Below are 21,100 nucleotides of genomic sequence, written 5' to 3'. Positions count from 1 at the left end.
GGCGTAAATGGAAGAGAAGGTTCCTGTGGCAACGGGGCACAACTATAAGAGGATTGGTGATCGTTTAGGAACGGTCCTGATAAACATTACGTTGAGTAGTGCCCATTTAGGCTCCTTCTGGAGCGGTTTCGGGGCTATGCCATGGCATCCTGTGACGTCACCACACGCCGGACGGAATCGGCGGACGTCCGGCGAATACGGGGAAGGTCCATGAAGCTCTGCTTCCTGGTGGAGGAGCACTACCGCCACGACGGCATGCCGAACGAGGTCGTCCGGCAACTCACCGCCTGGGGCCACCAGGTGGACGTGGTCCGCCCGGGCGGCTCACTGCTGCGCATGGACGGACTGGTCCGGGCCGGCGAGCACGACGCCTGGGTGCTCAAGACGGTGTCCGGCGGCCCCGGGCTCACCCTGTTGGAGGCCGCGGCCGCCGCCGGCACGACCACCGTCAACGACGCCCGGTCCATCCGCGGCGTACGGGACAAGGCGCTGGCCGCCGCCCTCGGCAGTGCCCGGGGACTGCCGCTGCCGCCCACCTACGCCGTCGCCGGGCCCGAACTCCTGGCGGGCGTACCGGAGAGCGCGTACCCGCTCGTGGTCAAGCCCGCCGACGGCAGCTCCGGGCGGGGCGTGCACCTGGTGCCCTCCCCCGACCGGCTCGCCGCACTGCTGCCCGCCCTCGCGGGCGAGGGCATGCTCATCGCCCAGCCCTACGTCCCGAACTCCGGCACCGACCTCAAGGTGTACTGCGTCGGCGGCGAGCTGTACGCCACCGAGCGCCGCTCCCCCCTGCACCCGGACGCCCCCGTCCGCGAACGCCGGGTACGGCTGCCGGCCGAGGTCGCGCGGATCGCCGAGCGGGTGGGCGAGGTGTACGGACTGGACCTGTACGGGGTCGACGTGCTGCTGGGGCCCGACGGGCCCGTCGTGGTCGACGTCAACGACTTCCCGAGCTTCCGCCAGGTCCCGGACGCGGCCGCGCGGGTCGCCCGCGCCGTGCTGGAGCTGGCCCGCCCGGGTGGTGTGCGCCCGGCTGCCGCGCCCCTCCCGGACCGGTACCCGTACGCCCGGCCGGTCGCCGTGCCCGCACAGGCCGCGGCCGGGGCGGGGGACGGCGCGTGAGGATCGGCCTGATCACCCCGGACGCCGGGCACCCGCTGCTCGCGGCCACGACCGCGCTGCTCGCACCCGGTCACGAGGTCCGGGTGCTGGACCCGGCGGCCGGCCCCGCCGCGGCGACGGCCGGGGCGCGGGCCGACGTGTACCTGCTGAAGGCGCGGACCCCCTCGGCCCTGGCCCTGGCCCGGGAGCTGGAACGGCGCGGGGCGCGCGTGGTGAACTCGGCGGCGGCCACCGAACGCTGCCAGGACCGCACCGGCATGGCCGAGCTGGCGCTGCGGGCCGGGCTGCCCTTCGCCGCCACCCGCACCTACGCCTCCCTCGCCGGGCTGGCCGCGGCGGAGCGGCCCGGATGGCCGGTGGTGGTCAAGAGCCGGCTCAGCCGCAAGCACGACCTGGTCGCCCGCGTCGACGGCCCCGGGCAGCTGCGGGCGCTGGCCGACGCGGGCTGGGAACGGGAGCCGGTCGTGGTGCAGCCGTTCGCCCCCAACGACGGCTGGGACCACAAGCTGTGGGTGATCGGCGACCGGGTCTTCGCGGACCTGCGGCGCTCCGAACTCGCCGCCGGTGCAGCGGAGCCGGACCGCGCGCCCGCACCGCTGCCCGCCGGCTGGACCGAACTGGCCCTGGAGACGGGCGCCGTCTTCGGCCTGGACGTGTACGGCGTGGACGTCATCGCCACGGACGGCGGCGGACCGCTCATCGTCGACGTCAACGCCTTCCCCGGCATCCGCGGCCAGGCCGGCGCCCCGGAAGCCCTCGCCGCCCTCGCCCTGCGCCGCGCACGCTAGGCCGAGTCCGGAGGAGTCGGGTGGAGGACGGCCGGTCCGGGGGGTGGTGTGCGTAGACTCGCATCGGCGCGACCCATGACGACGAGGATTCCATGCACCCCGCCGACGAAGACCCGCAGCGGCTGGACCCGGCCAGCCTCCACAACGCGAGGACGACGATCGTCCAGCTCCTCGGCCGGGCGGGGGTTCCCGCCGGCTCCGCCGAGGAGCTGATCGGGCTCGTCGAGGCCGGGGTCCTCGCCGCCGCCCACCAGGAGGCCGAGGACGCGGCGCGCACCGCTCCCGCCGGAAAGGGCGAGCTCTACGCCTCGGGCTGGCTCGACGGCGCCCGTGCCCTCACCGACGAGCTCGGCGGGATCGCCGAACGGGCTCTGGGCCGGGCCGTCGGCGCCGGACCGGCGGACGACTCCCCCGGCGACCGGCCTCCGGTCCGCCGGATGGAGGTGGAGCGGGCGAAGGTGGCCGTGACGCCGCTCTACCTGTCCTTCAGCTCCGTCTCCGACCTCGACCCGGAGGTCTCCGAGCAGGTGCTCACGGCCGTCCTCGGGACGATGGGGCCCCGGCAGCGGGCCGGGTACGCGGGCCGCCTCGCGCAGTTCGCCGCCGCCCACCGCCCCCGCCTGACCCGGCTGTACGCGCAGTACGGCCCGGGCAGCCCCATCGCCCTCCACGGCCGCTACTCCCTGCTGCACTCCCCCACCAGCCTCGCCGTACTGGAACGCCTCGCCGCGGCACCGTCCGCGCTGCGCGGGGAATGGGACGCCGCCGAACTGCCGCCCTCGTGGCTGGACGGCCTGACGACGTCCTGGGACCTGCCGGACACTCCCTAGGGGGTGTCCGCCGCGCCTTCCGGCAGGTCAACCGGGTTTGCCCGGACATGTGAGCGGGTGTGCGGGCGCACGGGCGACGGCACTCGACCGGGCCGCCGCCCCGCTCCCATACTTGGGCCCCATGAGAGGGAAGGAACCGCCGCGCACCAGTCCGCTGGTGCCCGCAGCCGTGCTCGAGACCATCGCGCGGTACGACTGGGAGTCCGTCGTCTGCGGCTGCGGCCGCTCGGCCGGGCACCTGGAGGCCACCCTGTGGGACGCGGCCGAGGGGCATCCGGCGGCCTACCACGCGCTGGAGGGGCACGTCTTCGCCCGGTCGCGGCTATGGCCCCCGGCCCCGGCGGCCTGCGCGGTGCTGATGGCGATCTGGGCGGCCGGCCCGCCCCGGCTGGCGACCCGCGAGGCCCTGCTGTGGTCACTGCTGGCCCTGCTGAACTCGGAGGACGACGGGACCCCGTACGAGGCGGGGCTCTACGGCCAGTGCGCCGCCCACGTCCGGGCCGGCCTGCCGCTGCTGCGCGGCGGCCGGGCGGGCCGGCCCGGTTCGGTGTCGGCGGCCTACGCCGAGGGCATCGTGGACCTCATCGCGCTGTGCGCGTGAGGCCGCCCAGCAGGGCCGGGGTGACCTCCTCCAGGGAGGCCGCGAAGGTCCGGGCCGGCGAGGACGGCACCCCGAGCAGCGAGGGCACGACCAGCACCGGGCAGCCCGCGGCCTCGGCCGAGGCGGCGCCGTCCGGGGAGTCCTCCACCGCCACGCACTCCTGCGGCGCCAGTCCCAGGCGTTCCGCGGCCGCGCGGTAGGGGTCGGGGTGCGGCTTGGTCCGGTCGGTGTCGTCGGCCGAGAGGGTGAAGGCGAAGGGCACTCCGGCCAGGGCGCCCGTCACGACCTGGTCGACCACCACCCGGGGTGAGGCACTGACCAGGGCGAAGGGCACGCCCTCCGCCTCCAGGGCGGCCAGCAGCGGCCCGACGCCCGGACGGACGGGGGCCCCGGCGGCGACCCGGCGGAAGAAGCCCTCGGTGAGTTCGGCGGCCACGGCGTCGGCTGCTCCGGTCCCGGCGGTCCGTACGAGGTGTGCGGCGGTGTCCGCGACGGCGCGGCCGACGACCTCCGGGGCGTCCGCCGGTCCGAGCCGGTGGCCGAGCCGGGCGGCGGTCTCCTCGGTGGTCCGCCACCACAGCACCTCGGTGTCGACGAGGGTGCCGTCCATGTCGAAGAGGACGGCTGCCGGTGCCCTCATGCGGTGACCGCCTCGACGAGGACGGGCCGCTCGGCCGGGCGTACGCCGGCCCGCGCGCCGGGCGCCAGCTCCGCGGCCTGACGGGACGGCAGGTCGGCCTTGACCCGGGTGCCGTCGGCGAGGTCGAGGTGGAGACGGGTGACGGCGCCGAAGAAGGAGGCCGAGACCACGGTGGCCGTGCCCTCGGGGTCGGCGGTGACGACGAGGTTCTCGGGGCGGACCAGCACCCGCACCTCGGAGGTGCCGGGGACGGGGCCGTCGACGGGCAGCCGGACCCCGGCGACCTCGACCTGTGCCCCGCCGGCGCCGGTGCCGCTGCCCGTGAGCCGGCCGGGGATCCGGTTCATCGTGCCGACGAACTCGGCGACGAAGGGCGTCGCGGGCCGCTCGTACAGCTCGGCGGGGGCGGCGCACTGCTCCAGCTTCCCGGCGTTCAGCACGGCGACCCGGTCGGCCATGGACAGGGCCTCCTCCTGGTCGTGGGTGACGAAGACGGTGGTGATGCCGAGGGAGAGCTGGAGCCTGCGGATCTCGTCGCGCAGGTTGGCCCGCACCTTGGCGTCCAGGGCGGAGAGCGGCTCGTCGAGCAGCAGCACGCGCGGGCGCAGGGCCAGGGCGCGGGCGAGCGCGACGCGCTGCTGCTGTCCGCCGGACATCTGGTGCGGGTAGCGGTCGCCGTGCTCGGGGAGGCCGACCAGGTCGAGGAGTTCGGCGGCGCGTTCGCGGCGGCGGGCCGCCGGGACCCCGCGCACGCGCAGGCCGAAGGCCACGTTCTCGCGGGCGTTGAGGTTGGGGAAGAGGCTGTACGACTGGAAGACCATGCCGGCGTCGCGGCGGTTGGCCGGGACCCGGGTGATGTCCTCTCCGTCGACCAGGACCTCGCCGGAGTCGGGCTGTTCGAAGCCGGCGAGCACCCGCAGGGCGGTGGTCTTGCCGCAGCCCGAGGGGCCGAGCAGGGCGAGGAGCTCGCCGGGTTCGACGGTGAGGTCGAGCCCGTCGAGGGCGACGGTGGCGCCGAAGGCCCGGCGCAGTCCGCGGAACTCGACGCGGGCGCCCCCGCCGGAGGCGGATCCGGTGCCGGCGGGTTCGGCGGGGGTTCCGTCCGGCTTCCGGGCCGCGGGAAGGGTGGTGGACATGTGGGTCAGGGCTCCTTGCGGGAGGTGGCGGGGGCGGAGGCCCCGGTGGACGGGGCGGTTCCGGCCCGCGAGAGGGCGAGCAGCAGCAGCCAGGTGATGAGGAGGCTGAGGATGGAGACGGCCACCGACATCCGGGCCTGGGCCCCGGAGATGGAGACGATCCACACCGCGAAGGGCCTGAAGCCGAGCAGCGAGGCGATGGTGAACTCGCCGAGGACCAGCGCGAGGGTGAGGAAGGCCGCGCCGGCGAGGGAGGCCCGCAGGTTGGGCAGCAGGACGCGCAGGACCACGTGGGGCCAGCTCGCGCCGCAGCTGCGGGCGGCCTCGACCAGGGTGGGGACGTCCACGGCGCGCAGGCCCGCGTCGAGGGAGCGGTGCACGAAGGGCAGGGCCAGCACGGTGTAGGCGAGGACCAGGACGACGGGGAACTTCTCGTTCTGGACGGCCATGAAGGTCTGGTACAGCGGGGTCCGGGACAGGTGCTCGGGTCCCCAGCGCAGCACGGTGGTGATGCCGGTGACCAGGGCGATGGGGGGTACCACCAGCGGCAGCGTGCACATCACCTCCACGACGGGCCGCAGCCGCGGCGAGCCGATCCGTACGGCGATCAGCGCGGGCACGGCGAGGAGCAGGCTCAGGGCGATGGTGGCGGCGGCGAGGCAGAGGGAGAGCAGCAGGCTCTCGGTGAAGCCCTCGGCGCCGAGCAGCCGGGTGTACGCCTCGAAGGTGATGCCCTGGCCGGGGACGTGCACGGTGAAGACGAAGGAGGCGAGGAGCGGGAGCAGGAAGTACGCGCCGGCGAGGGCGAGTACGGCTCCGCGCCAGACGCGCGGCCGGGGGCGCCGGCGGGCCCCGGCTCCCGGGGCCGCGTGCGTCTGCGGGGCGGTCTCGGTCATCGCAGCCATCGGGCGCTCCGTCGCTGGAGGGGCAGGTAGACCGCCATGACCAGGCCGGCGATCAGGATCATGTCGAGGCCGAGGGCGAGCGCCACGTTCTCCTGGCCGGTGAGCACGTTGCCGGAGAGCGCGTCGGCGATCTTGAGCGTGACCAGGGGCACGGAGCCGCCGACGAGGGCGGCCGCGGTGGCGTGGGCGGCGAAGGCGGTGCCGAAGAGCAGGACGAACCCGCCGAGCAGGGAGGGAGCGAGGACGGGCAGGCCGACGTGGCGCCAGAACTGCCAGGTGCTCGCCCCGTTGTTCCGGGCGGCCTCGCGCCACTGCGGGCGCAGTCCGTCCAGTGCGGGGACGGTCACGATCACCATCAGGGGGATGAGGAAGTACAGGTAGACCACGGTCAGGCCGGTGAAGGAGTACAGGTTCCAGCCGAGGCCGGTGAGGTCGGCGAGCTGGGTGACGACCCCGGAGATCCCCGCGGTGGCGATGAAGGCGAAGGCGAGCGGGACCCCGCCGAAGTTGGCGAGCACGCCGGAGGCGGTGAGCGCCGCCGAGCGCAGGGCGGTGGAGCGGGAGGTGGCGAGCGCGTGCGCGACCAGGACGCCGAGCACCGCGCCGAGGAGGGCGGTGAGGGCGGAGAGCTGGACGCTGCCGGTGAGGGATCCGAGGTAGGGGCCCTGGAGGGAGCGCGCGAGGTGTTCGCCGGTGACCCGGGTGGCGCCGGTGGCGGGGTCGGTGCGGGTGACCGCGCCGAAGGCGATGGCGCCGAGGGGGATGCCGAAGCAGAGGCCGGTGAAGGCGAGGAGGGGGAGGGCGGCGAGCCAGGTGCGCGGGCCGCGCCGCCGGCGGCGGGGGGTGGTGCCGCCGGCGGTTCCCCCGGTGTGAGGGGTGGTGGTGGACATCAGCTGAGGGCCTTGTCCCACTTCTCGGCGAGGGTGGCCTTGGCCTTGTCGAGTTCGGCGGAGGCCGGGAAGGAGGGGGTGCCCTGGACCTGGGGGAGCTTGGTCACGGCGTCCTTGTCGGCGGTGCCGTCCTGGGTCATGCCGGGGAGCAGGACCGGGCGGGCGTGCCCCTTGAGCCAGATGTTCTGGCCCTCGGTGCTGTAGAGGAACTCCATCCACAGGCGGGCGGCCGCCGGGTGCGGGGCGTCCTTGTTGATGGCCTGGGAGTAGTACTGGGCGTAGACGCCGTCGGCGGGGACGACGGTCTTCCAGTCGACGCCCTTGCCCTTGAACTGCTCGGCGTAGCCGGCGTTGAGGTAGTCCCAGTCGATGGAGATGGGCGTCTCGCCCTTCTCGACGGTGGCCGGGGTGGACTCGACGGGGATGAAGTTGCCGCTCTTGCGGAGCTGGCCGAAGAAGTCGATGCCGGGCTGGATGTCGGCGAAGGAGCCCTTGTTGGCGAGGGCGGCCGCGTAGACGCCGCCGAAGGCGGAGCCGGACTTGGTGGGGTTGCCGTTGAGGGCGACCTTGCCCTTGTACTCGGGCTTGAGCAGGTCGGCGAAGGTCTGCGGGCAGACGGGGACGCGGGCGGCGTCGCAGCCGATGGAGACGTAGCCGCCGTAGTCGTTGTACCAGCGGCCGTCGGCGTCCTTCTGGGAGGCGGGGATCTTGTCCCAGGCGGTGACCTTGTAGGGGGCGAAGAGGTTCTCGGCGGCGCCGCTGCGGGCGAAGGCGATGCCGAGGTCGAGGACGTCGGGGGCGCGGTCCTGGCCCTTGCGGGTCTTGACGGCGGCGATCTCGTCGGAGCTGGAGGCGTCCGGGTTCTCGCTGGAGATCTTGACCTTCGGGTACTTGGCCTCGAAGGCCTTGATCATCTCGCCGTAGTTGGCCCAGTCCGGGGGCAGGGCGATGACGTTGAGCTTGCCCTCCTTCTCGGCGGCGGCGACGAGGGCCTCCATGCCCCCGAGGTCGGCGACCGAGGCGGCGGTGCCCGGCTGGGCCTTGGCCTTGCCGTCGGCCGCGGCGCCGGCGGCGGACGGGTCGGGTGCGGCGCCGCACGCGCTGAGCGTGGTGAGGATCGCGGCGCCGAGCAGAGCGGCCGCACCGCGACGGGCGGAGGAACTGAACACGGTCTCTCCCGGAGACGAAGGGGGTTTCACTTGCCAGGCATCACTTGTCTGAACAAGTTGGCTCCAGTTCGCCCGGGTCGCCTGTACGGGCGGTGAACGGCGGCTGGACCCCGGAGCACGGCTCGACGAAGACACGACAATGGCCGGAAGAAGTCGTGACAGACCCTGCTGGGATGATCATGAGTCGATCAGGGGCACACGGCGATCAGGGGGCGAACGGCATGGGAACGGTCCGGTATCTGGAGATCGCGGAGGCCCTGCGGGCGGCGATCCTGTCCGGGGAGCACCCGGTGGGCGCCCGGCTGCCCTCGGAGAGCGACCTCGCCGCCCGCTGGTCCGTCTCGCGGGGCACGGTCCGCCAGGCCGTGGCCACCCTGGCCGCCGAAGGGCTGATCGGCTCCAGCCAGGGCGCGCGGAGGATCGTTCTGCGCCACGAGCGCCGGCACAGCTTCGGCGAGCTGAACAGCTTCGCGCAGTGGGCCGAGGGGGTCGGGCACGAGGCCCGCAGCCGGTTCCTGTCCCGGACCCGGCGCCCGGCCACGGCGGAGGAGGCCGAACGGCTCGCCCTCGCACCCGGGACGCAGGTGCTGGCCGTGCTGCGGCTGCGGCTGCTGGACGGGGAGCCCACGATGGTGGAGCGCACCGCGTACGCCGACTGGGTCGCGGCGGCCGTGGAGGCGCTGCCCGAGGACTGCCGCTCGGTGATGGACAGCCTGGCCGCGGACTCCGGCATCACCGCCCACTACGGCGAACACCTCATCGACGCCCTTCCGGCGGGCAGCGAGGACGCCCGGCTGCTGGAGGTCCGGCGCGGCAGCCCGCTGCTGCGGCAACGACACGTCTCGGCCACCCGTACCGGGCGCCCGATCGAGTGGTCCGACGACCGCTACCGGGCCGGGAGCGTCACGTTCAGTGTGAGCAACTCGGCAGTAGCAACGCCGCTGGAGCGCCACCCGGGCGGCGAGCGGTGAGCGCGGCCCACCCGGTGGACCCCGTCCTGGAGGGCCTGGCCGCCAACCCGGCGCTGCCGCCCGACCTGCTGGACCGGCTCGTCGCCTTCGCCGTCCGCAGCGGCGGGGAGACGCTGTCGTACCTCGGCCTGGAGGACCGCGGGGACCTGAGCCGCGAGCAGGTCCTCGCCCTGGCCGGGTGCGACCGGGCCACGGCCGCCGCGCTGGCCCGCCGGGGCCTGCTGGACGCCGCCGACGTCGACCCCGGGGCCGGGCCGAAGGCCGCCCTCGCCCTGCTCGACGCGGGCCGGGGCCTGCCCGGATGGCCGCGGCTCCTCGCCCGGCATCCGGACCCCGCGGTGCGGGAGGAGCTCGCCGCCTGCCCCGGCCTGCCGCCCGGGGTGACGGCGCTGCTGGCCGCCGACCCCGACCTCGGGGTGGTGACGGAGCTGGCCGGGTGGGGCTCCCCCGACCCGGAGTCCGCGGCGGCGCTCGCCGCGCATCCGCACGCCGGGGTGCGCCGCGCTGCCGCCGCCAACCCCGCGACGCCCCCGGAGCTGCTCGCCGCGCTGCTCACCGGGAAGGGGCTGCCGCCGGCCGCCGCCTGCGAGGTCTGCGACCGCGAGCCGGTCCCGTTCGGGCACGACCCGCACTGCCCCCGCACCGACTGCGACCTGCCCGCCGGCGCCGCCTGTGACGGCTCCCACCAGTCCACCGTGCACGACACGCGCTGGGCGGCCCTCGACAACCCGGCCACCCCCGCCGAGGCGGCGGCCCGCTTCGCCGACGACCCCTCACCGCTGCTGCGCGCGGCCGTGGCCCGCCGCGCCGGCCTGCCGCCCGCGGTCTACGCCCGGCTGGCCCGCGACGAGGTCCCCGGCGTCCGCTGGGACGCGGCCGCCAACCCCGCCCTCGGGGAGGCGCTGGTCCGGGAGCTCGCCACCACCGGTGAACCGGAGGTGCTGCGCGGCCTGGCCCGGCACCCGCGGCTGCCGCTGGACCTGCTCACCGCGCTGGCCGGCGGGCTGCGGGCCGGCCCCGAACCCCTGCCCCGGATCGCCTCCGCCACGGCCGCCGAGGTCGAGGAGCTGGCCGGGTCCGCGCACCCGGGCGTACGGATGCTCGTGGCCCAGCGGCGGGACCTGCCGCCGGGGGTGCGCGACGCCCTCGCCGCCGATCCCGACCAGAAGGTCGCGGGCGCCGTCGCCGCCCACCCCGGCCTGGCCCCGGACCTGCTGCGCGCGATGGCCGCACGGCACGGCGTACGGGTCCTCGCGCAGGTGGCGGCCAATCCCGGTGCGCCGCCGGACCTGTTGGAGGAGCTGGTACGGCACGACCCGCCGCCGGTGCGGGTGTTGCGGGCCGTCGCGGTGCATCCCCGGGCCACGGCCGCCGCGTTGCACGCCTGCCTGGCCGACCCGAAGGCCCGCGTCCGGGCCGCCGCGCATCCGGCGCTGGCACCCGCCGACCTGCGCTCCCTGCTGGAGGACCCCGCTTACGGCGTGGCCTCGGCCGCCGCCGCCCACCCCTCGCTGCCGGCGGCGCTGGTGCGGGAGCTGTTCGCACTCCGCGTGCCCGCCGGGCCGGAAACCCGGACAGCGCCGGGACGTCCGTAGGAAGATGCCCCCGGGCCGGCGGCCGTGGTGGGCGGCCGGGCGCCGAGAGGGGGACGGCATGACGGAGTACCTCGTCCGGGAGGGGCGCTGGGCGCTGTGGCTGGTCTGCGGCTGCTACCTCGTGGTGGTGTACATCACCAGCCGCGGCCTGATCGCGGCTCCCCGATACCGCCACCTCCAGGCGCGCATCCACGACTGCCGCGCCCGGACCGCCGTGTGCGCGGCCGGTCCGGCCCAGGGGTCGGCCGCGCTCCAGGCGGTCACCGACCGGCTCGACCGGCTGGACCGGAACGGCCAGGTGGTCTGGCGGCTGCTCCCCCGGCGCTGGGTGGTCGCCATCCCGCTGTCCAAACTCGCCCCCGCCTGGCGGGTGCTGCACGAGGCCGAGAGCCAGCTGCTGCGCCTGGAGGGCCCGGAGGAGATCGCCGTGCGCGTCCGGGCGCTGCGGCTGCGGCTCGCCTCGGACCACGACCCCGCGCACCGCGCCCTCGCGGCGGAACTCGCCGCGCACTCCGGCGATCCGGCCGCCGGGCGGACCCTGCTCATCGCCGTCGGCGAGCAGCTGGCCCGGGAGGAGGACGAGGCGTTCGAGCGGGAGTACGAACTCCAGCGGATCGCCCTCTGGCTGGCCCTGACCGGCCTCGGCGCGGTCCTGCTGATCGGCCTGGTGCTCGACCACCGCCTGTCGCTGCTCCTCGGGGGGCTGGGCGGGTTCCTCTCGCCGCTGATCGGCGTGATGCGCGCGCAGCGGCCCGCCTCCTGGGGCGTCCTGGTGCTGGCCCCGGTCGGCGGTGCGCTGGCCGCGCCGGGCGGACTGCTGCTGGTGCGGATGCTCGCCGACCCCGAACTGAACCTGCTGGGGCAGGTGTTCCTGGACAACTCCTGGGGTGCGCCCGCCCGGCCGATCTCCCTCGCCATCGCCCTCCTGTTCGGCTTCTCGGGCACCCTGTTCTCCCGCCTCGCCCTCGCGGCGACCGGCCAGCTGATGCCGGTGGCGGGCCGCGCCGCCCCGCGCACCGGCATCCCGTCCCAGGCCCAGGCCCCGGCCCCACCCGGACCCGGGGGGCAGCCGGTCGCGTAGACCGGGGGCACCGGGGCCGGGACACCGTTGCCGGGGCGGCCCGGCCGGCCGTCCGGGGTGGCGGGCCTACAGCCGGTGCAGGCGGCGCTCGGCGGACGCTGCCGCGAGGCGGGCCGCGCGGGCTGCCCGGTCCGCCTCCCGGTGGCGGGCCTCCGCCTCGGACACCGCCGCGTACGCCGCGTCCCGCTCGCCCCGCGCCCGTTCGGCCTCGCCCAGCAGGCGCTCGACGGCGGCGTCGGCTTCGGCCGCGCGGGCCACGGCGTGCTGCCGGGCCTCCTCCGCCAGGCGCAGCTCCTCCTCGCGGGCGGAGACCGCCCAGGCCGCGTCCTCGGCCGCGGCCCGGGCCGCGGCGAGCCGGGCCGCGCGGGCGGGGTCGACGGACTCGGGCGCGGCCGGGCGCGGTCCCTGCACCGGTCCGGCTTCCGGTTCTGGTTCCGGTTCCAATTCCGGTTCCGGCTCTGGTCCGGATTCCGGCCGGGGCCGGCGTCCGGAGGGCGGCAGCGCCGCGTCCGGGCCGGCCGGCGGGAACTCCGACACCGGCGCGGGGGCCCGTACCAGCCGGCCCGAGGCCCAGTCCCGGGCCGCGTCAGGATCGGCGAGGACCGCGTGCAGGATCTGCTCCAGCTCCCGCACCACCGTCTCCGAGACCGGGGTCCCCGCCTCCTCCGCCAGCCGGGCGGCCTCCCGGGCGAGGGCCCCGATCACCACGTGCTGCTGGTGCGAAAGGTCCCGCAGCCGCTCCCCGTCCAGGGAGCGGTGCGCCGCCCGGAGGGTCTGCCCGAGCTGGAGGAACTGCTCGGCCTCGGCCGGCTTCGCCCGGACCAGCGCGTTCGACGCCCAGGCCGCGAGCGTCGGCCGCCGCAGCCCCGCGATCCGCTTGGCCGCCGCCGGGTCCCCGGCCCGCCTCAGCCGCGCGGCGGCCTCGTCCCGCGCGGCGGTGAACCCGGCCGGGTGGGCCACGTACAGGGCGTCGACGATCTCGTCCAGATCCGGTTCCGCATCGGCATCCACCCGCCCCACTCTCCGTCATGGCCGCCCGCCCGGGGGACCCGCGCCCCACGGCCACGCGGGTGAATGGCGCCCGGCCGCCGGTTCCCGGCCCCGGCGCGTCCCGTTGGAGGGGCGTGAACGGCCCGCCGCTCCCCCGCATCCGCTCCACGGTCCGCGACGGCGTCCTCTCCGTCAGCCTGGCCGGGGAGTTCGACCACTACAGCTGCGCCCCGCTGCACGTCCTCCTCGACGGGGCCGCCGCCCTCGGCGCCCGCCTCCTCGTCCTGGACGCGGCCGAGGTCGACTTCTGTGACTCGGCCCTGCTCGACGTCCTGGAACGGTGGTCCCGGAGCGGCCGCCACTGGGAGCTGGCCGCCGCCTCGCGGTCGGTGCGCCTGCTGCTCGGCCTCTGGGCCCGGGTCCGGGCCCCGCTGCCGCCCGCGGTCAGCGGTCCGCCCCGGCCGGCTCGACGACCCGGCCGTCGCGCAACTCGACCACCCGGTCGGCGAGTTCCATCAGCTGCGGATCGTGGGTGGCGACCAGGGCCGTGACGCCCTCGCTGCGGACCACCGCGCGCAGCAGCCGCATGATGGAGCGGCCCGTCTCGGAGTCCAGCTGGCCGGTGGGCTCGTCGGCGATGATCAGGGCCGGTTCGTTCGCGAGCGCGCGGGCCAGGGCGACGCGCTGCTGCTGACCGCCGGAGAGCTCCCCCGGGCGCTGTTCAGCGTGCTCGGCCAGGCCGACGAGGGCCAGCAGGATGCGGACGCGTTCCTCGCGCTGCCGGGCGGGGACCTTGCGCATGCGCATCGGCACGCCGACGTTCTCGGCGGCGGTGAGCACCGGGATCAGCCCGAACGACTGGAACACGAAGCCGATCCGGTCGCGGCGCAGTGCGAGCCGGCCGTTCTCGTCGAGGGTGGACAGGTCGGTGCCGTCGAGTTCGACGGTGCCGCCGCTCGGGGTGTCGAGGCCGCCGACCAGGTTGAGCAGGGTGGTCTTTCCGGAGCCCGACCGGCCCTTGAGCGCGGTGAGTTCGCCGCGCCGCGCCTCGAACGAGACCCCGCGCAGGGCGTGCACGGCGTTCGCGCCGGTGCCGAAGCTCCTGCGCAGGTCGCGCACCGCCATCATGGGCGGGGCGGTGTCCGTGCCCCGTGCCGGCCCGCCGTCCGCCGCGGGCTGTCGGTCCGGTTGCTGCGTCATGGTGGGCTCCCCCTCGGCCGGTGCCGTCCGCTACCTTCGCGTCCGAATTTGCTCATCTGTCACATCAATCACGCAAGTCCCTTCCTCTGATGGACCGAATCTGACAGCATCGTCCGCTATCCGGTGCCTTGGGTCCGGTTCGGGGGAAGGAACAGGCACATGATCGGCTTCGTCGTGCGCCGGCTGCGCGGGCGACTGCCGCTCGCCGCGGCCGTGTTGCTGACCGCGCTCATCACCACGACCACGCTGACCGCCCTGCTGGCCTTCACCCGGAACGTCGGGGACGCCGGCCTGCGCCAGGCGCTGACCGGCCCCGCCGGGCGGGCGAGCAGCGCCGTGGTCCTGTCCGGCGAGCACGCGCTGTCCGCCCGGGCCGGCGACGACACCGCCGTACGCGGCTTCGTAGAGGGCCTGTTCGGGAGCGTGCCCGTCGGCGTCGAGAACCTGGCGCGCAGCCGCTCGTACGGGCTGCCGGGCCCCCGCACCCCCGGCCGGGAACAGGACCTCACCCTGCTCGCCTCCCTGGACCCCGCCCGCGTGCGGCTCCTCGCGGGCCAGTGGCCCGAAGCCGTCGGGGAGCGCCCCGGGCGGGTCCCGGTGGCCGCGCCCGAGGCGGCGCTGAACCGGCTCGGGCTGAGCCCGCAGGCGCTGCCGGCCGAGGTGCGGCTGGACGACCGCTACGGCGGGGCTCCGCTGAGCGTGCTGGTCACCGGCGTCTACCGGGCGGCCGAGCCGGACTCGCCGTACTGGCGGCTCGACCCGCTCGGCGGGCGCGAGGTCCAGGTCGGCTCCTTCACCAGCTACGGGCCGCTGCTCGTCCACGACTCCGCCTTCACCGGCGGGGCCCTGGTCCAGAACAGCCGCGCCACGCTGCTGACCCCCGACTTCCGCGCCGCCCGCGCCGCCGACCTCGACCGGCTGCGCCCGCTGGCACCGGAGAACGACACCAAGGGCCCCGCCGGGCTCACGGTCACCACCGAGCTCAGGGACTACACCGCGGCACTGGAGACGGGCCGGCGCGTGGCCCGCTCCACCCTGCTGGTCGGCGCCCTCCAGACGGCCGTCCTGGCCGGCGCCGCCCTGCTGCTGGTCTCCCACCTGCTGACGGAGCGCCAGGAATCCGAACGGCTCCTGCTCGCCTCGCGCGGCGCCTCCCGCCGCCGGCTCGGGGCGCTGTCGGCGGCCGAGGCGCTGCTGCTGGCGGTGCCCTCGGCGGTGCTGGCCCCGCTGCTCACCCCGCCGCTGCTGCGCCTGGCGGGCCGTTACGGGCCGTCGGCCGAGGCCCCGGCCGGGACCGGCGGCGCGTGGCTGCCGTGGGCGGCCGCGGCCGGCTGCGCGCTCGCGTGCGTCCTGCTGACCGCCCTGCCCTCGGTGCTGCGCGGGGCCGGGGCGGCCGTGCTGCGGCGGGCGGGCCGCCGGGCGGCCGTGGTCTCGGGGGCGGCGCGTTCCGGACTGGACCTCGCGGTGGTGGCGCTGGCCGTCCTCGCCTACCGCCAGCTCGACCGCTACAGCGGCGCCGGCACCGGCCAGGGCGGCGCACTCGGCGTGGACCCGGTGCTCGTGGCCGCGCCCACCCTGGCGCTGTGCGCGGGCACCCTCCTCGTGCTGCGGCTGCTGCCGTTCGCGGCCCGGCTCGGGGGCCGGATCGCCGCCCGGAGCCGCGGGCTCGGCCCGGCGCTCGTGGGCTGGCAGCTCGCCCGGCGCCCGGGGCGGGCCACCGGCCCGGTGCTGCTGCTCGTGCTGTCGGTGGCCAGCGGGGTGCTCGCCCTCGGCCACCACACCGCCTGGTCCGCCTCGCAGCGCGACCAGGCCGAGTTCGCCACCGCCGGGGGCCTGCGCGTCACCGGCAGCCAGGTCGCCCCGGCCGGCCGCGGCGGACGGTACGCGGCCCTGCCCGGCGGCGACCGGGCGGTCCCGGTGGTCCGCTCGGTGCACGGGCTGCCGGGCGGGGCCGAAGGGGAGCTGCTCGCGCTGGACGCCGCCGCCGTCGCGCAGCGGGTGCCGCTGCGGGCCGACCTGCGGGACGGGCGGCCCATGACGGAGCTGTTCACCCCGCTCGCCGCCGGCGCCCCCGGCGTCGGCTCCGGGCTCGCGCTGCCGGGCCGGCCGCAGCGGATCGACGTCGACGTGTCGGTGCGGTCCTCCGGCGCGAACGGCGGCGCCCGGCTGGGCGTCCTGCTGCGCGACCGGTTCGGGCTGACCTACCGGACCCCGGTCGAGACCCTGCCGGAGAACGGCGAGCACACCCTCTCCGTGGACGTCGCGGCGCTGACCGGCGCCCCGCTCGGAGCGGCCGCCGAACCCCTCTCCGTGGCGGGCCTCTCCCTGGCGTACGGGTCCGACACCGGCTGGTTCGGCCCGTCCGGGAACAAGCCCGGCCTTGACGCGGAGCTGACGGTGCGCCGGGTCTCCGTCACCGCGGCGGCCGGCGGCCCCGCCACCCCGGTCCAGACGGCCGTGCCCGAATGGAACCTGGTCTCCCCGGTCATCGCGGACACCCCGGCCGCCCGGCTGCTGCCGGCCGACGGGTCGCTGCTGCGGGTGCGGTACACGGGCGCCCCGGTGGGGAGTTACGAGCTGACCCTCACCCCGGGCGGGCGCGCCGCCGCCGAGCTGCCGGGCATCGCCACCCGGGCGTACCTGACCGCCGTCGGCGCCCGGGTCGGGGACCGGATCCCCGTGCTGCTCGGCTCCGCCACCCTCCCGGTGCGGATCACCGCCGCCGTCGCGGCGCTGCCCGCGTCCGGCGAGCGGGCGGTGGCCGTCGACCTCGCCACCGCCGGGCACCTGCTGGCGGCCACCGATGGGCGGGCCCTGCCCCCCGCCGACGAGTGGTGGCTGCCCGCGGCCTCCGCGACGGACCCCGCGCCCGCGCGGGCCGCCGCCGAACTGCGGGCGGGCGCCGGGTCCCACCGGCTGCTGCTGCGCGAGGAGGTGGCCGCGGGACTGCTCGACGACCCGCTGAGCGCCGGCCCCCGCACCGCGCTGGCCGCCCTCGCCCTGTCCAGCGCCGTCCTGGCCGCGATCGGCTTCGCCGCCTCCGCGGCGGCGGCGGCCCGCCAGCGGGCCCGGGAGTCCGCGGTCCTGCTGGCCCTCGGGGCGCCCCGGCGGGGCCTGGCCCGGGCAGCCGCCGCGGAGGGCCTGGTCCTGGTCGCGCTGGGGACCACCGTCGGCCTGGCGGTGGGCGTGGCCATCGTCCACCTGACGGTGCCGCTGATGGTGCTCACCCCGGCCGCCCGGCGCCCGGTGCCGGAGGTCCTGGTGGACCTGCCCGGCGCGTGGACCCTGCTGCTGGCCGCCGCCATCGCCGCGCTGCCGCTGCTGTCGGCGGTGCTCGGCGGCCGCGGCGAACGCACGTCCCGGGGCGCCGCCGCCCGTCTGCGCCACGTGGAGGAGATATGACCGGCCCGACCACCGCCCCCCGCACCACCGCGCCCCGGGGCGGCGGCGGGGCCGGCTGGGTGCGGATCCGGCTGCGCGCCGCTCCACTAGCCACGCTGCTGTCGGCCGTCCTGGTCCTCGTCACCGTACTGCTGGCCACGGCGCTGCCGCGGGCCCTCGACCGGGGCGCCGACCGGGCCCTGCACGCCTACCTGGCCGATCAGGGCCCGGCCGCGACCAGTCTGGTCGCCACCGCCCGGACCGGGGAGAGCCGGGAGCCCGGGGAGCTCCCGGCCCTCCTGGACTCCTCGCTGGCCGCCCTGCGCGACGCCGTCGGACCCGGCTTCCGCCTGGCGGACTCCGGCCCCGTGTACGGGGTGCGCGCGAAGGACGCGCGCGCGATCACGGGCCCCGGGCTGGTGCGGCCGTCGGACATCGCGCCCAACCTGGGCCTGCTGCACCTGCCCCAGGTCGCCTCGCACGCCCGGCTGGTCGAGGGGCGCTGGCCGTCCGGCGGCGCCGAGGGCACCGTCCAGGTCGTCCTGGCCAAGGGTGCCGCCGACAGCATCGGCGCCAAGGTGGGCGCGGTCCTGGAGGGCTCCTCCGCCATCGCCGCGCCGATGGCCGTCGAGGTCGTCGGCCTGTTCGCCCCGGCCGACGCCGCCGACGACTACTGGAGCGACACGAGCACCGCCTGCCTCCTGCAGGCCTGCCTCAAATGGGACTCGAAGCAGGAGAAGTCCTGGTGGGACACGTCCGCCCTGGCCGGCCCCGAGGCGATCGGCCGGCTGGCGGGCTGGGGCACCCGCGCCACCGACTTCTGGCGGCTGCCGGTGGACATCGGCGCCCTGCGCACCGACCGGCTGGCGGAGGCCGGCGAACAGATCGCCTCGTACGTGGCCGGTCCCACGGCCGCCGGGCTGCCCCTCGCGACCCGTCACGCCGACCTGCTGGTCTCCTCGGAGCTGCCGAAGCTGTTCGCCGCCGCCGAGGCCCGCAGGCAAGCTGCCGCTCCGCTGGCCGCGATCGGGCCGGCCGGGGTGGCGGGCGTCGCCCTCGTGGTGTTCTTCCTGGCCGCCGGGCTCACCGGTGACCGGCGGGAGGCCGAACTGGCCCTGCTGCTGGCCCGGGGCGGCTCCCGCGCCGGGATCCTGCGGCGGCTGCTGGGCGAGGGGGCGGTGACGGTGCTGCCCGCCGCCGTGCTCGGCGCGGCCCTCGGGGTCCTGCTGCTGCCGACGCCCCGGCTGGCGCCCGGTCTGCTCGCGGCCGGGGCCGTCACGCTCGCGGCCCTGCTGGCCTTCCCCGTACGGGCCTTCGTGCTGCTGTCGGCCCGGCGGGCGGCCGCGCCCCGGCGGCGGCTGGTGGCGGAGCTACTGGTGCTCGGCGCCACCGCGGCCGCCGTGGCCGAGGTCCGCCGGCGCGGGGTCGCCCCGGCCGGGGCGGGGCTGGACCCGCTGCTCGTCGCCGCCCCGCTGCTGCTCGCCCTGTGCGGGGGGCTGCTGCTGGCCCGGGTCCAGCCCCCGCTGGCGCGGCTGGCGGCCCGGGCGGCGGGGCGCGGGCGCGGTCTGACGGGCTTCCTCGGGCTGGCCCGCGCCTCCCGGGGGAACGCGGGGGGCGCGCGTCCCTCCGTACTGCCCCTGGTCGCCCTGCTGCTGGCGGTGACGACGGGCGGGTTCGGGTCGGCCGTACTCGCCTCCGTGGACGGGGCGCGGCTCCAGGCCGCGCGAGGCGACGTCGGGGGCGATGCCCACGTGTCGGCCCCGCCCGGGGACGAGCTGACCCCTGAGTTCCTGCGGGAGGCGGGCGCGCTGCCCGGCGTACGGAGCTCCCTCGGGGTGTGGACCAACCGGGACGCCTCCCTGACGGCGGACGGCCTGACCGGCACCCGGGTCAGGGCGGTGGTCGCCGACCCTGCGGCCTACGCCGCGTTGTCCGATGCCGCCGGCCGGGGCCGCTTCGACCCCGCGGCGCTCGCCGGGGGCGACGGCGGTGCCTCCTCCCCCCTGCCGGTCCTGATCAGCAGGAACCTCACCGGGAAGGACGCGGGGGGCGAGTTCCGGATCCGTTTCGCGGGCGGCGTGGAGCTGCGGGCGCGGCCGGTCGGCCTGGTCGAGGGGACCCCGGCCGAGCCCGCCTCGGAGGCGGCCGTGGTGGTGATGCCGGCCGGGCCGGTCACCGCGCGGCTGCCCGAAGCGGCGCGGCCGAACCACTGGTTCGCCCTGGGCGCGGTCGACGAGGAGCGGCTGCGCGAGGTGGTCCGCGCCCACGCACCGGCCTCCGTCGCCGAGCGGACCTTCGTGCGCACCAGTGCGGCGGTCTCCGCGAAGCTCGCCGGGGACCCCCTCCAGCACGCGGCCGGGCGGCTGTTCTGGACCTCCCTGGCCGCGGCGGCCGGCTTCGCGGTGCTGTCCGTGCTGCTGACCCTGGTGCGGGCCGCCCCGGAGCGGGCCGCGCTGCTGGCCCGGCTGCGGACCATGGGCCTGCGGCCCCGGCAGGGCGTGGTGCTCGTGCTGACGGAGTCGCTGCCGCAGGTGCTGGCGGCTCCGCTGGGCGGCGCCCTGACGGCGGTCGCCGCGATCGCCCTGCTGGGCCCGTCGGTGGACCTGTCGACGCTGGTCGGCGCCAGCGTGCCGGCCGGGCTGGGGCTGGGCCTGCGGCCGGTGCTCGTCCAGGCGCTGGGCCTGGCGGGGCTGGTGGCCGCGGCCGTGCTCGCGGAGGCGGCGGTGAACGGCCGGCGTCAGATCACCACCGAGTTGAGAGCGGGAGACCGACGTTGAACACCGATGCGCCCACGTACGAGGAACTGCGGCGCGAGGCCCTGGCGGCCGCCGCACCGCGCAGGCACGCGGCCGGCACGGCCATCGCCTGCGACCGCCTGGTCCGCATCTTCACCAGCGACGGCGTCGAGGTGCAGGCCCTGCAGGGGCTGGAGCTGACGGTGGCCCAGGGCGACCTGGTGGCACTGGTCGGGGCCTCCGGCAGCGGCAAGTCCACCCTTCTGAACATCCTCGCGGGGCTGGACGTGCCCACGGCCGGGACCGCCACCGTCGGCGGCTACGACCTGCTGGAGATGTCCGCGCGGGACCGGCTGCGGTACCGGCGCGAGACGGTGGGGTTCGTCTGGCAGCAGACCGCGCGCAACCTGCTCCCCTTTCTGACAGCAGCTCAGAACATAGCGCTGCCGATGCAGTTGAAGGGCGGCGGGCGCGGCGCCCGGGCCCGCCGGGCGGCCCGGGTCGAGGAACTGCTGGAGGCCCTGGAGATCGGCGGCCTCGGCGGCCGCCGCCCGGCCGAGCTGTCCGGCGGCCAGCAGCAGCGGGTGGCCATCGCCGTGGCCATGGCCAACGACCCGGCGGTGCTGCTCGCCGACGAGCCGACCGGCGAACTGGACTCGGAGACCGGCGGGGCCGTCTTCGAGGCCTTCCGGACGGTGAACCGGGAGCTGGGCGCCACCGTGGTCATCGTGACCCACGACCCGATGGTGGCGGGCGAGGTCCGCCGCACCGTGGCGATCCGCGACGGCCGCACCAGCAGCGAGGTGCTGCGCCGTACGGTGACCGACGAGCACGGCACCGAGTCGGTCAGCGAACGCGAGTACGTGATGCTGGACCGCACCGGCCGGGTGCAGCTGCCGCACAAGTTCCTGGAGGCCCTGGGCATGGAGCACCGTGTCGCGGTCGACCTGGCCGCCGACCGCATCGAGGTCCGGCGCGACGACGCCGACGACCCCGCCGGCGGCGCGGCGCAGGACACCCCCTAGCCCCGGCCCCGTTCACCGTCCCGACCGGCGCCGGGGGTTCG

The 21,100-nt window shown here is 76.7% G+C and carries 18 protein-coding genes; 11 read left to right on the top strand and 7 right to left on the bottom strand.

The window, feature by feature from the left end; translation table 11 throughout:
* The first annotated feature begins 210 nt into the window (after window positions 1-210).
* The 4 genes from ACIPW5_RS16405 (at window position 211) to ACIPW5_RS16390 (ending at window position 3,341) form a co-directional block, all read left to right on the top strand.
* A complete protein-coding gene (locus tag ACIPW5_RS16405) occupies window positions 211-1,122 on the top strand; it encodes a RimK family alpha-L-glutamate ligase (protein ID WP_401245163.1) in 912 nt (303 codons plus the stop codon).
* Window positions 1,119-1,910 (top strand): RimK family alpha-L-glutamate ligase, encoded by a 792-nt coding sequence (locus ACIPW5_RS16400; protein WP_401245161.1) that lies wholly within the window; start codon window positions 1,119-1,121, stop codon window positions 1,908-1,910. Before ACIPW5_RS16405 ends, ACIPW5_RS16400 begins: the two co-directional genes overlap by 4 nt.
* 92 nt (window positions 1,911-2,002) lie before the next feature.
* On the top strand, window positions 2,003-2,740 hold the full coding sequence (locus ACIPW5_RS16395; RefSeq protein WP_401245159.1) for a hypothetical protein: 738 nt from the start codon (window positions 2,003-2,005) through the stop codon (window positions 2,738-2,740).
* A gap of 121 nt (window positions 2,741-2,861) precedes the next feature.
* Window positions 2,862-3,341 carry a hypothetical protein gene (locus ACIPW5_RS16390; RefSeq protein ID WP_401245157.1) on the top strand — a complete coding sequence of 160 codons (480 nt, stop codon included), beginning with the start codon at window positions 2,862-2,864 and terminating at the stop codon, window positions 3,339-3,341.
* On the opposite strand, the gene ACIPW5_RS16385 is transcribed toward ACIPW5_RS16390, so the two are convergent.
* Genes ACIPW5_RS16385 through ACIPW5_RS16365 form a run of 5 tightly spaced genes read right to left on the bottom strand, consistent with a single transcriptional unit; the run spans window position 3,322 to window position 8,081 of the window.
* Window positions 3,322-3,981, bottom strand: a complete 660-nt coding sequence (locus tag ACIPW5_RS16385; RefSeq protein WP_401245155.1) for an HAD family hydrolase — start codon at window positions 3,979-3,981, stop codon at window positions 3,322-3,324. The genes ACIPW5_RS16390 and ACIPW5_RS16385 overlap by 20 nt on opposite strands.
* Window positions 3,978-5,117, bottom strand: a complete 1,140-nt coding sequence (locus tag ACIPW5_RS16380) for an ABC transporter ATP-binding protein (protein WP_401245153.1) — start codon at window positions 5,115-5,117, stop codon at window positions 3,978-3,980. The genes ACIPW5_RS16385 and ACIPW5_RS16380 overlap by 4 nt, the downstream gene beginning before the upstream one ends.
* Before the next feature lie 5 nt (window positions 5,118-5,122).
* The gene (locus tag ACIPW5_RS16375) at window positions 5,123-6,022 is read right to left on the bottom strand and encodes an ABC transporter permease (protein ID WP_401245151.1); all 900 of its coding nucleotides are present in this window, start codon (window positions 6,020-6,022) and stop codon (window positions 5,123-5,125) included.
* Window positions 6,010-6,912: an ABC transporter permease gene (locus ACIPW5_RS16370; protein WP_401245149.1), complete on the bottom strand. Its 903-nt coding sequence runs from the start codon at window positions 6,910-6,912 to the stop codon at window positions 6,010-6,012. Before ACIPW5_RS16370 ends, ACIPW5_RS16375 begins: the two co-directional genes overlap by 13 nt.
* The gene (locus ACIPW5_RS16365) at window positions 6,912-8,081 is read right to left on the bottom strand and encodes an ABC transporter substrate-binding protein (RefSeq protein ID WP_401245147.1); all 1,170 of its coding nucleotides are present in this window, start codon (window positions 8,079-8,081) and stop codon (window positions 6,912-6,914) included. Before ACIPW5_RS16365 ends, ACIPW5_RS16370 begins: the two co-directional genes overlap by 1 nt.
* Window positions 8,082-8,302: 221 nt before the next feature.
* On the opposite strand from ACIPW5_RS16365, the gene ACIPW5_RS16360 reads away from it, so the two are divergent.
* Genes ACIPW5_RS16360 through ACIPW5_RS16350 form a run of 3 tightly spaced genes read left to right on the top strand, consistent with a single transcriptional unit; the run spans window position 8,303 to window position 11,728 of the window.
* On the top strand, window positions 8,303-9,052 hold the full coding sequence (locus ACIPW5_RS16360; RefSeq protein ID WP_401245145.1) for a GntR family transcriptional regulator: 750 nt from the start codon (window positions 8,303-8,305) through the stop codon (window positions 9,050-9,052).
* Window positions 9,053-9,066: 14 nt separating this feature from the next.
* Window positions 9,067-10,647, top strand: a complete 1,581-nt coding sequence (locus ACIPW5_RS16355) for a hypothetical protein (protein WP_401245363.1) — start codon at window positions 9,067-9,069, stop codon at window positions 10,645-10,647.
* Between the two features lie 58 nt (window positions 10,648-10,705).
* Window positions 10,706-11,728: a hypothetical protein gene (locus ACIPW5_RS16350; protein ID WP_401245144.1), complete on the top strand. Its 1,023-nt coding sequence runs from the start codon at window positions 10,706-10,708 to the stop codon at window positions 11,726-11,728.
* Window positions 11,729-11,794: 66 nt separating this feature from the next.
* Here the strand turns inward: ACIPW5_RS16350 and ACIPW5_RS16345 are convergent, their stop codons facing one another.
* Window positions 11,795-12,739 carry a hypothetical protein gene (locus ACIPW5_RS16345; RefSeq protein ID WP_401245142.1) on the bottom strand — a complete coding sequence of 315 codons (945 nt, stop codon included), beginning with the start codon at window positions 12,737-12,739 and terminating at the stop codon, window positions 11,795-11,797.
* A 17-nt stretch (window positions 12,740-12,756) separates the two neighbouring features.
* Here ACIPW5_RS16345 and ACIPW5_RS16340 point away from each other — a divergent pair, with 17 nt between their 5' ends.
* The gene (locus ACIPW5_RS16340) at window positions 12,757-13,269 is read left to right on the top strand and encodes an STAS domain-containing protein (protein ID WP_401245140.1); all 513 of its coding nucleotides are present in this window, start codon (window positions 12,757-12,759) and stop codon (window positions 13,267-13,269) included.
* Here the strand turns inward: ACIPW5_RS16340 and ACIPW5_RS16335 are convergent.
* Window positions 13,163-13,846: an ABC transporter ATP-binding protein gene (locus tag ACIPW5_RS16335; RefSeq protein WP_401245361.1), complete on the bottom strand. Its 684-nt coding sequence runs from the start codon at window positions 13,844-13,846 to the stop codon at window positions 13,163-13,165. The two genes, ACIPW5_RS16340 and ACIPW5_RS16335, sit on opposite strands and share 107 nt — an antisense overlap.
* Before the next feature lie 231 nt (window positions 13,847-14,077).
* Here ACIPW5_RS16335 and ACIPW5_RS16330 point away from each other — a divergent pair, with 231 nt between their 5' ends.
* From ACIPW5_RS16330 to ACIPW5_RS16320, 3 genes are read left to right on the top strand one after another with little or no spacing between them, the layout of a single operon-like run.
* Window positions 14,078-17,320, top strand: coding sequence for an FtsX-like permease family protein (locus ACIPW5_RS16330; RefSeq protein ID WP_401245139.1), 3,243 nt, complete (start codon window positions 14,078-14,080; stop codon window positions 17,318-17,320).
* Window positions 17,317-20,076, top strand: a complete 2,760-nt coding sequence (locus ACIPW5_RS16325) for a hypothetical protein (RefSeq protein WP_401245137.1) — start codon at window positions 17,317-17,319, stop codon at window positions 20,074-20,076. The genes ACIPW5_RS16330 and ACIPW5_RS16325 overlap by 4 nt, the downstream gene beginning before the upstream one ends.
* Window positions 20,073-21,059 carry an ABC transporter ATP-binding protein gene (locus ACIPW5_RS16320; RefSeq protein WP_401245135.1) on the top strand — a complete coding sequence of 329 codons (987 nt, stop codon included), beginning with the start codon at window positions 20,073-20,075 and terminating at the stop codon, window positions 21,057-21,059. Before ACIPW5_RS16325 ends, ACIPW5_RS16320 begins: the two co-directional genes overlap by 4 nt.
* Window positions 21,060-21,100: the final 41 nt, after the last annotated feature.

This window comes from Streptomyces sp. NPDC090077 (assembly GCF_044747545.1).
GTDB lineage: Bacteria > Actinomycetota > Actinomycetes > Streptomycetales > Streptomycetaceae > Streptomyces.
This window is presented reverse-complemented; position numbering and strand designations above follow the sequence as displayed.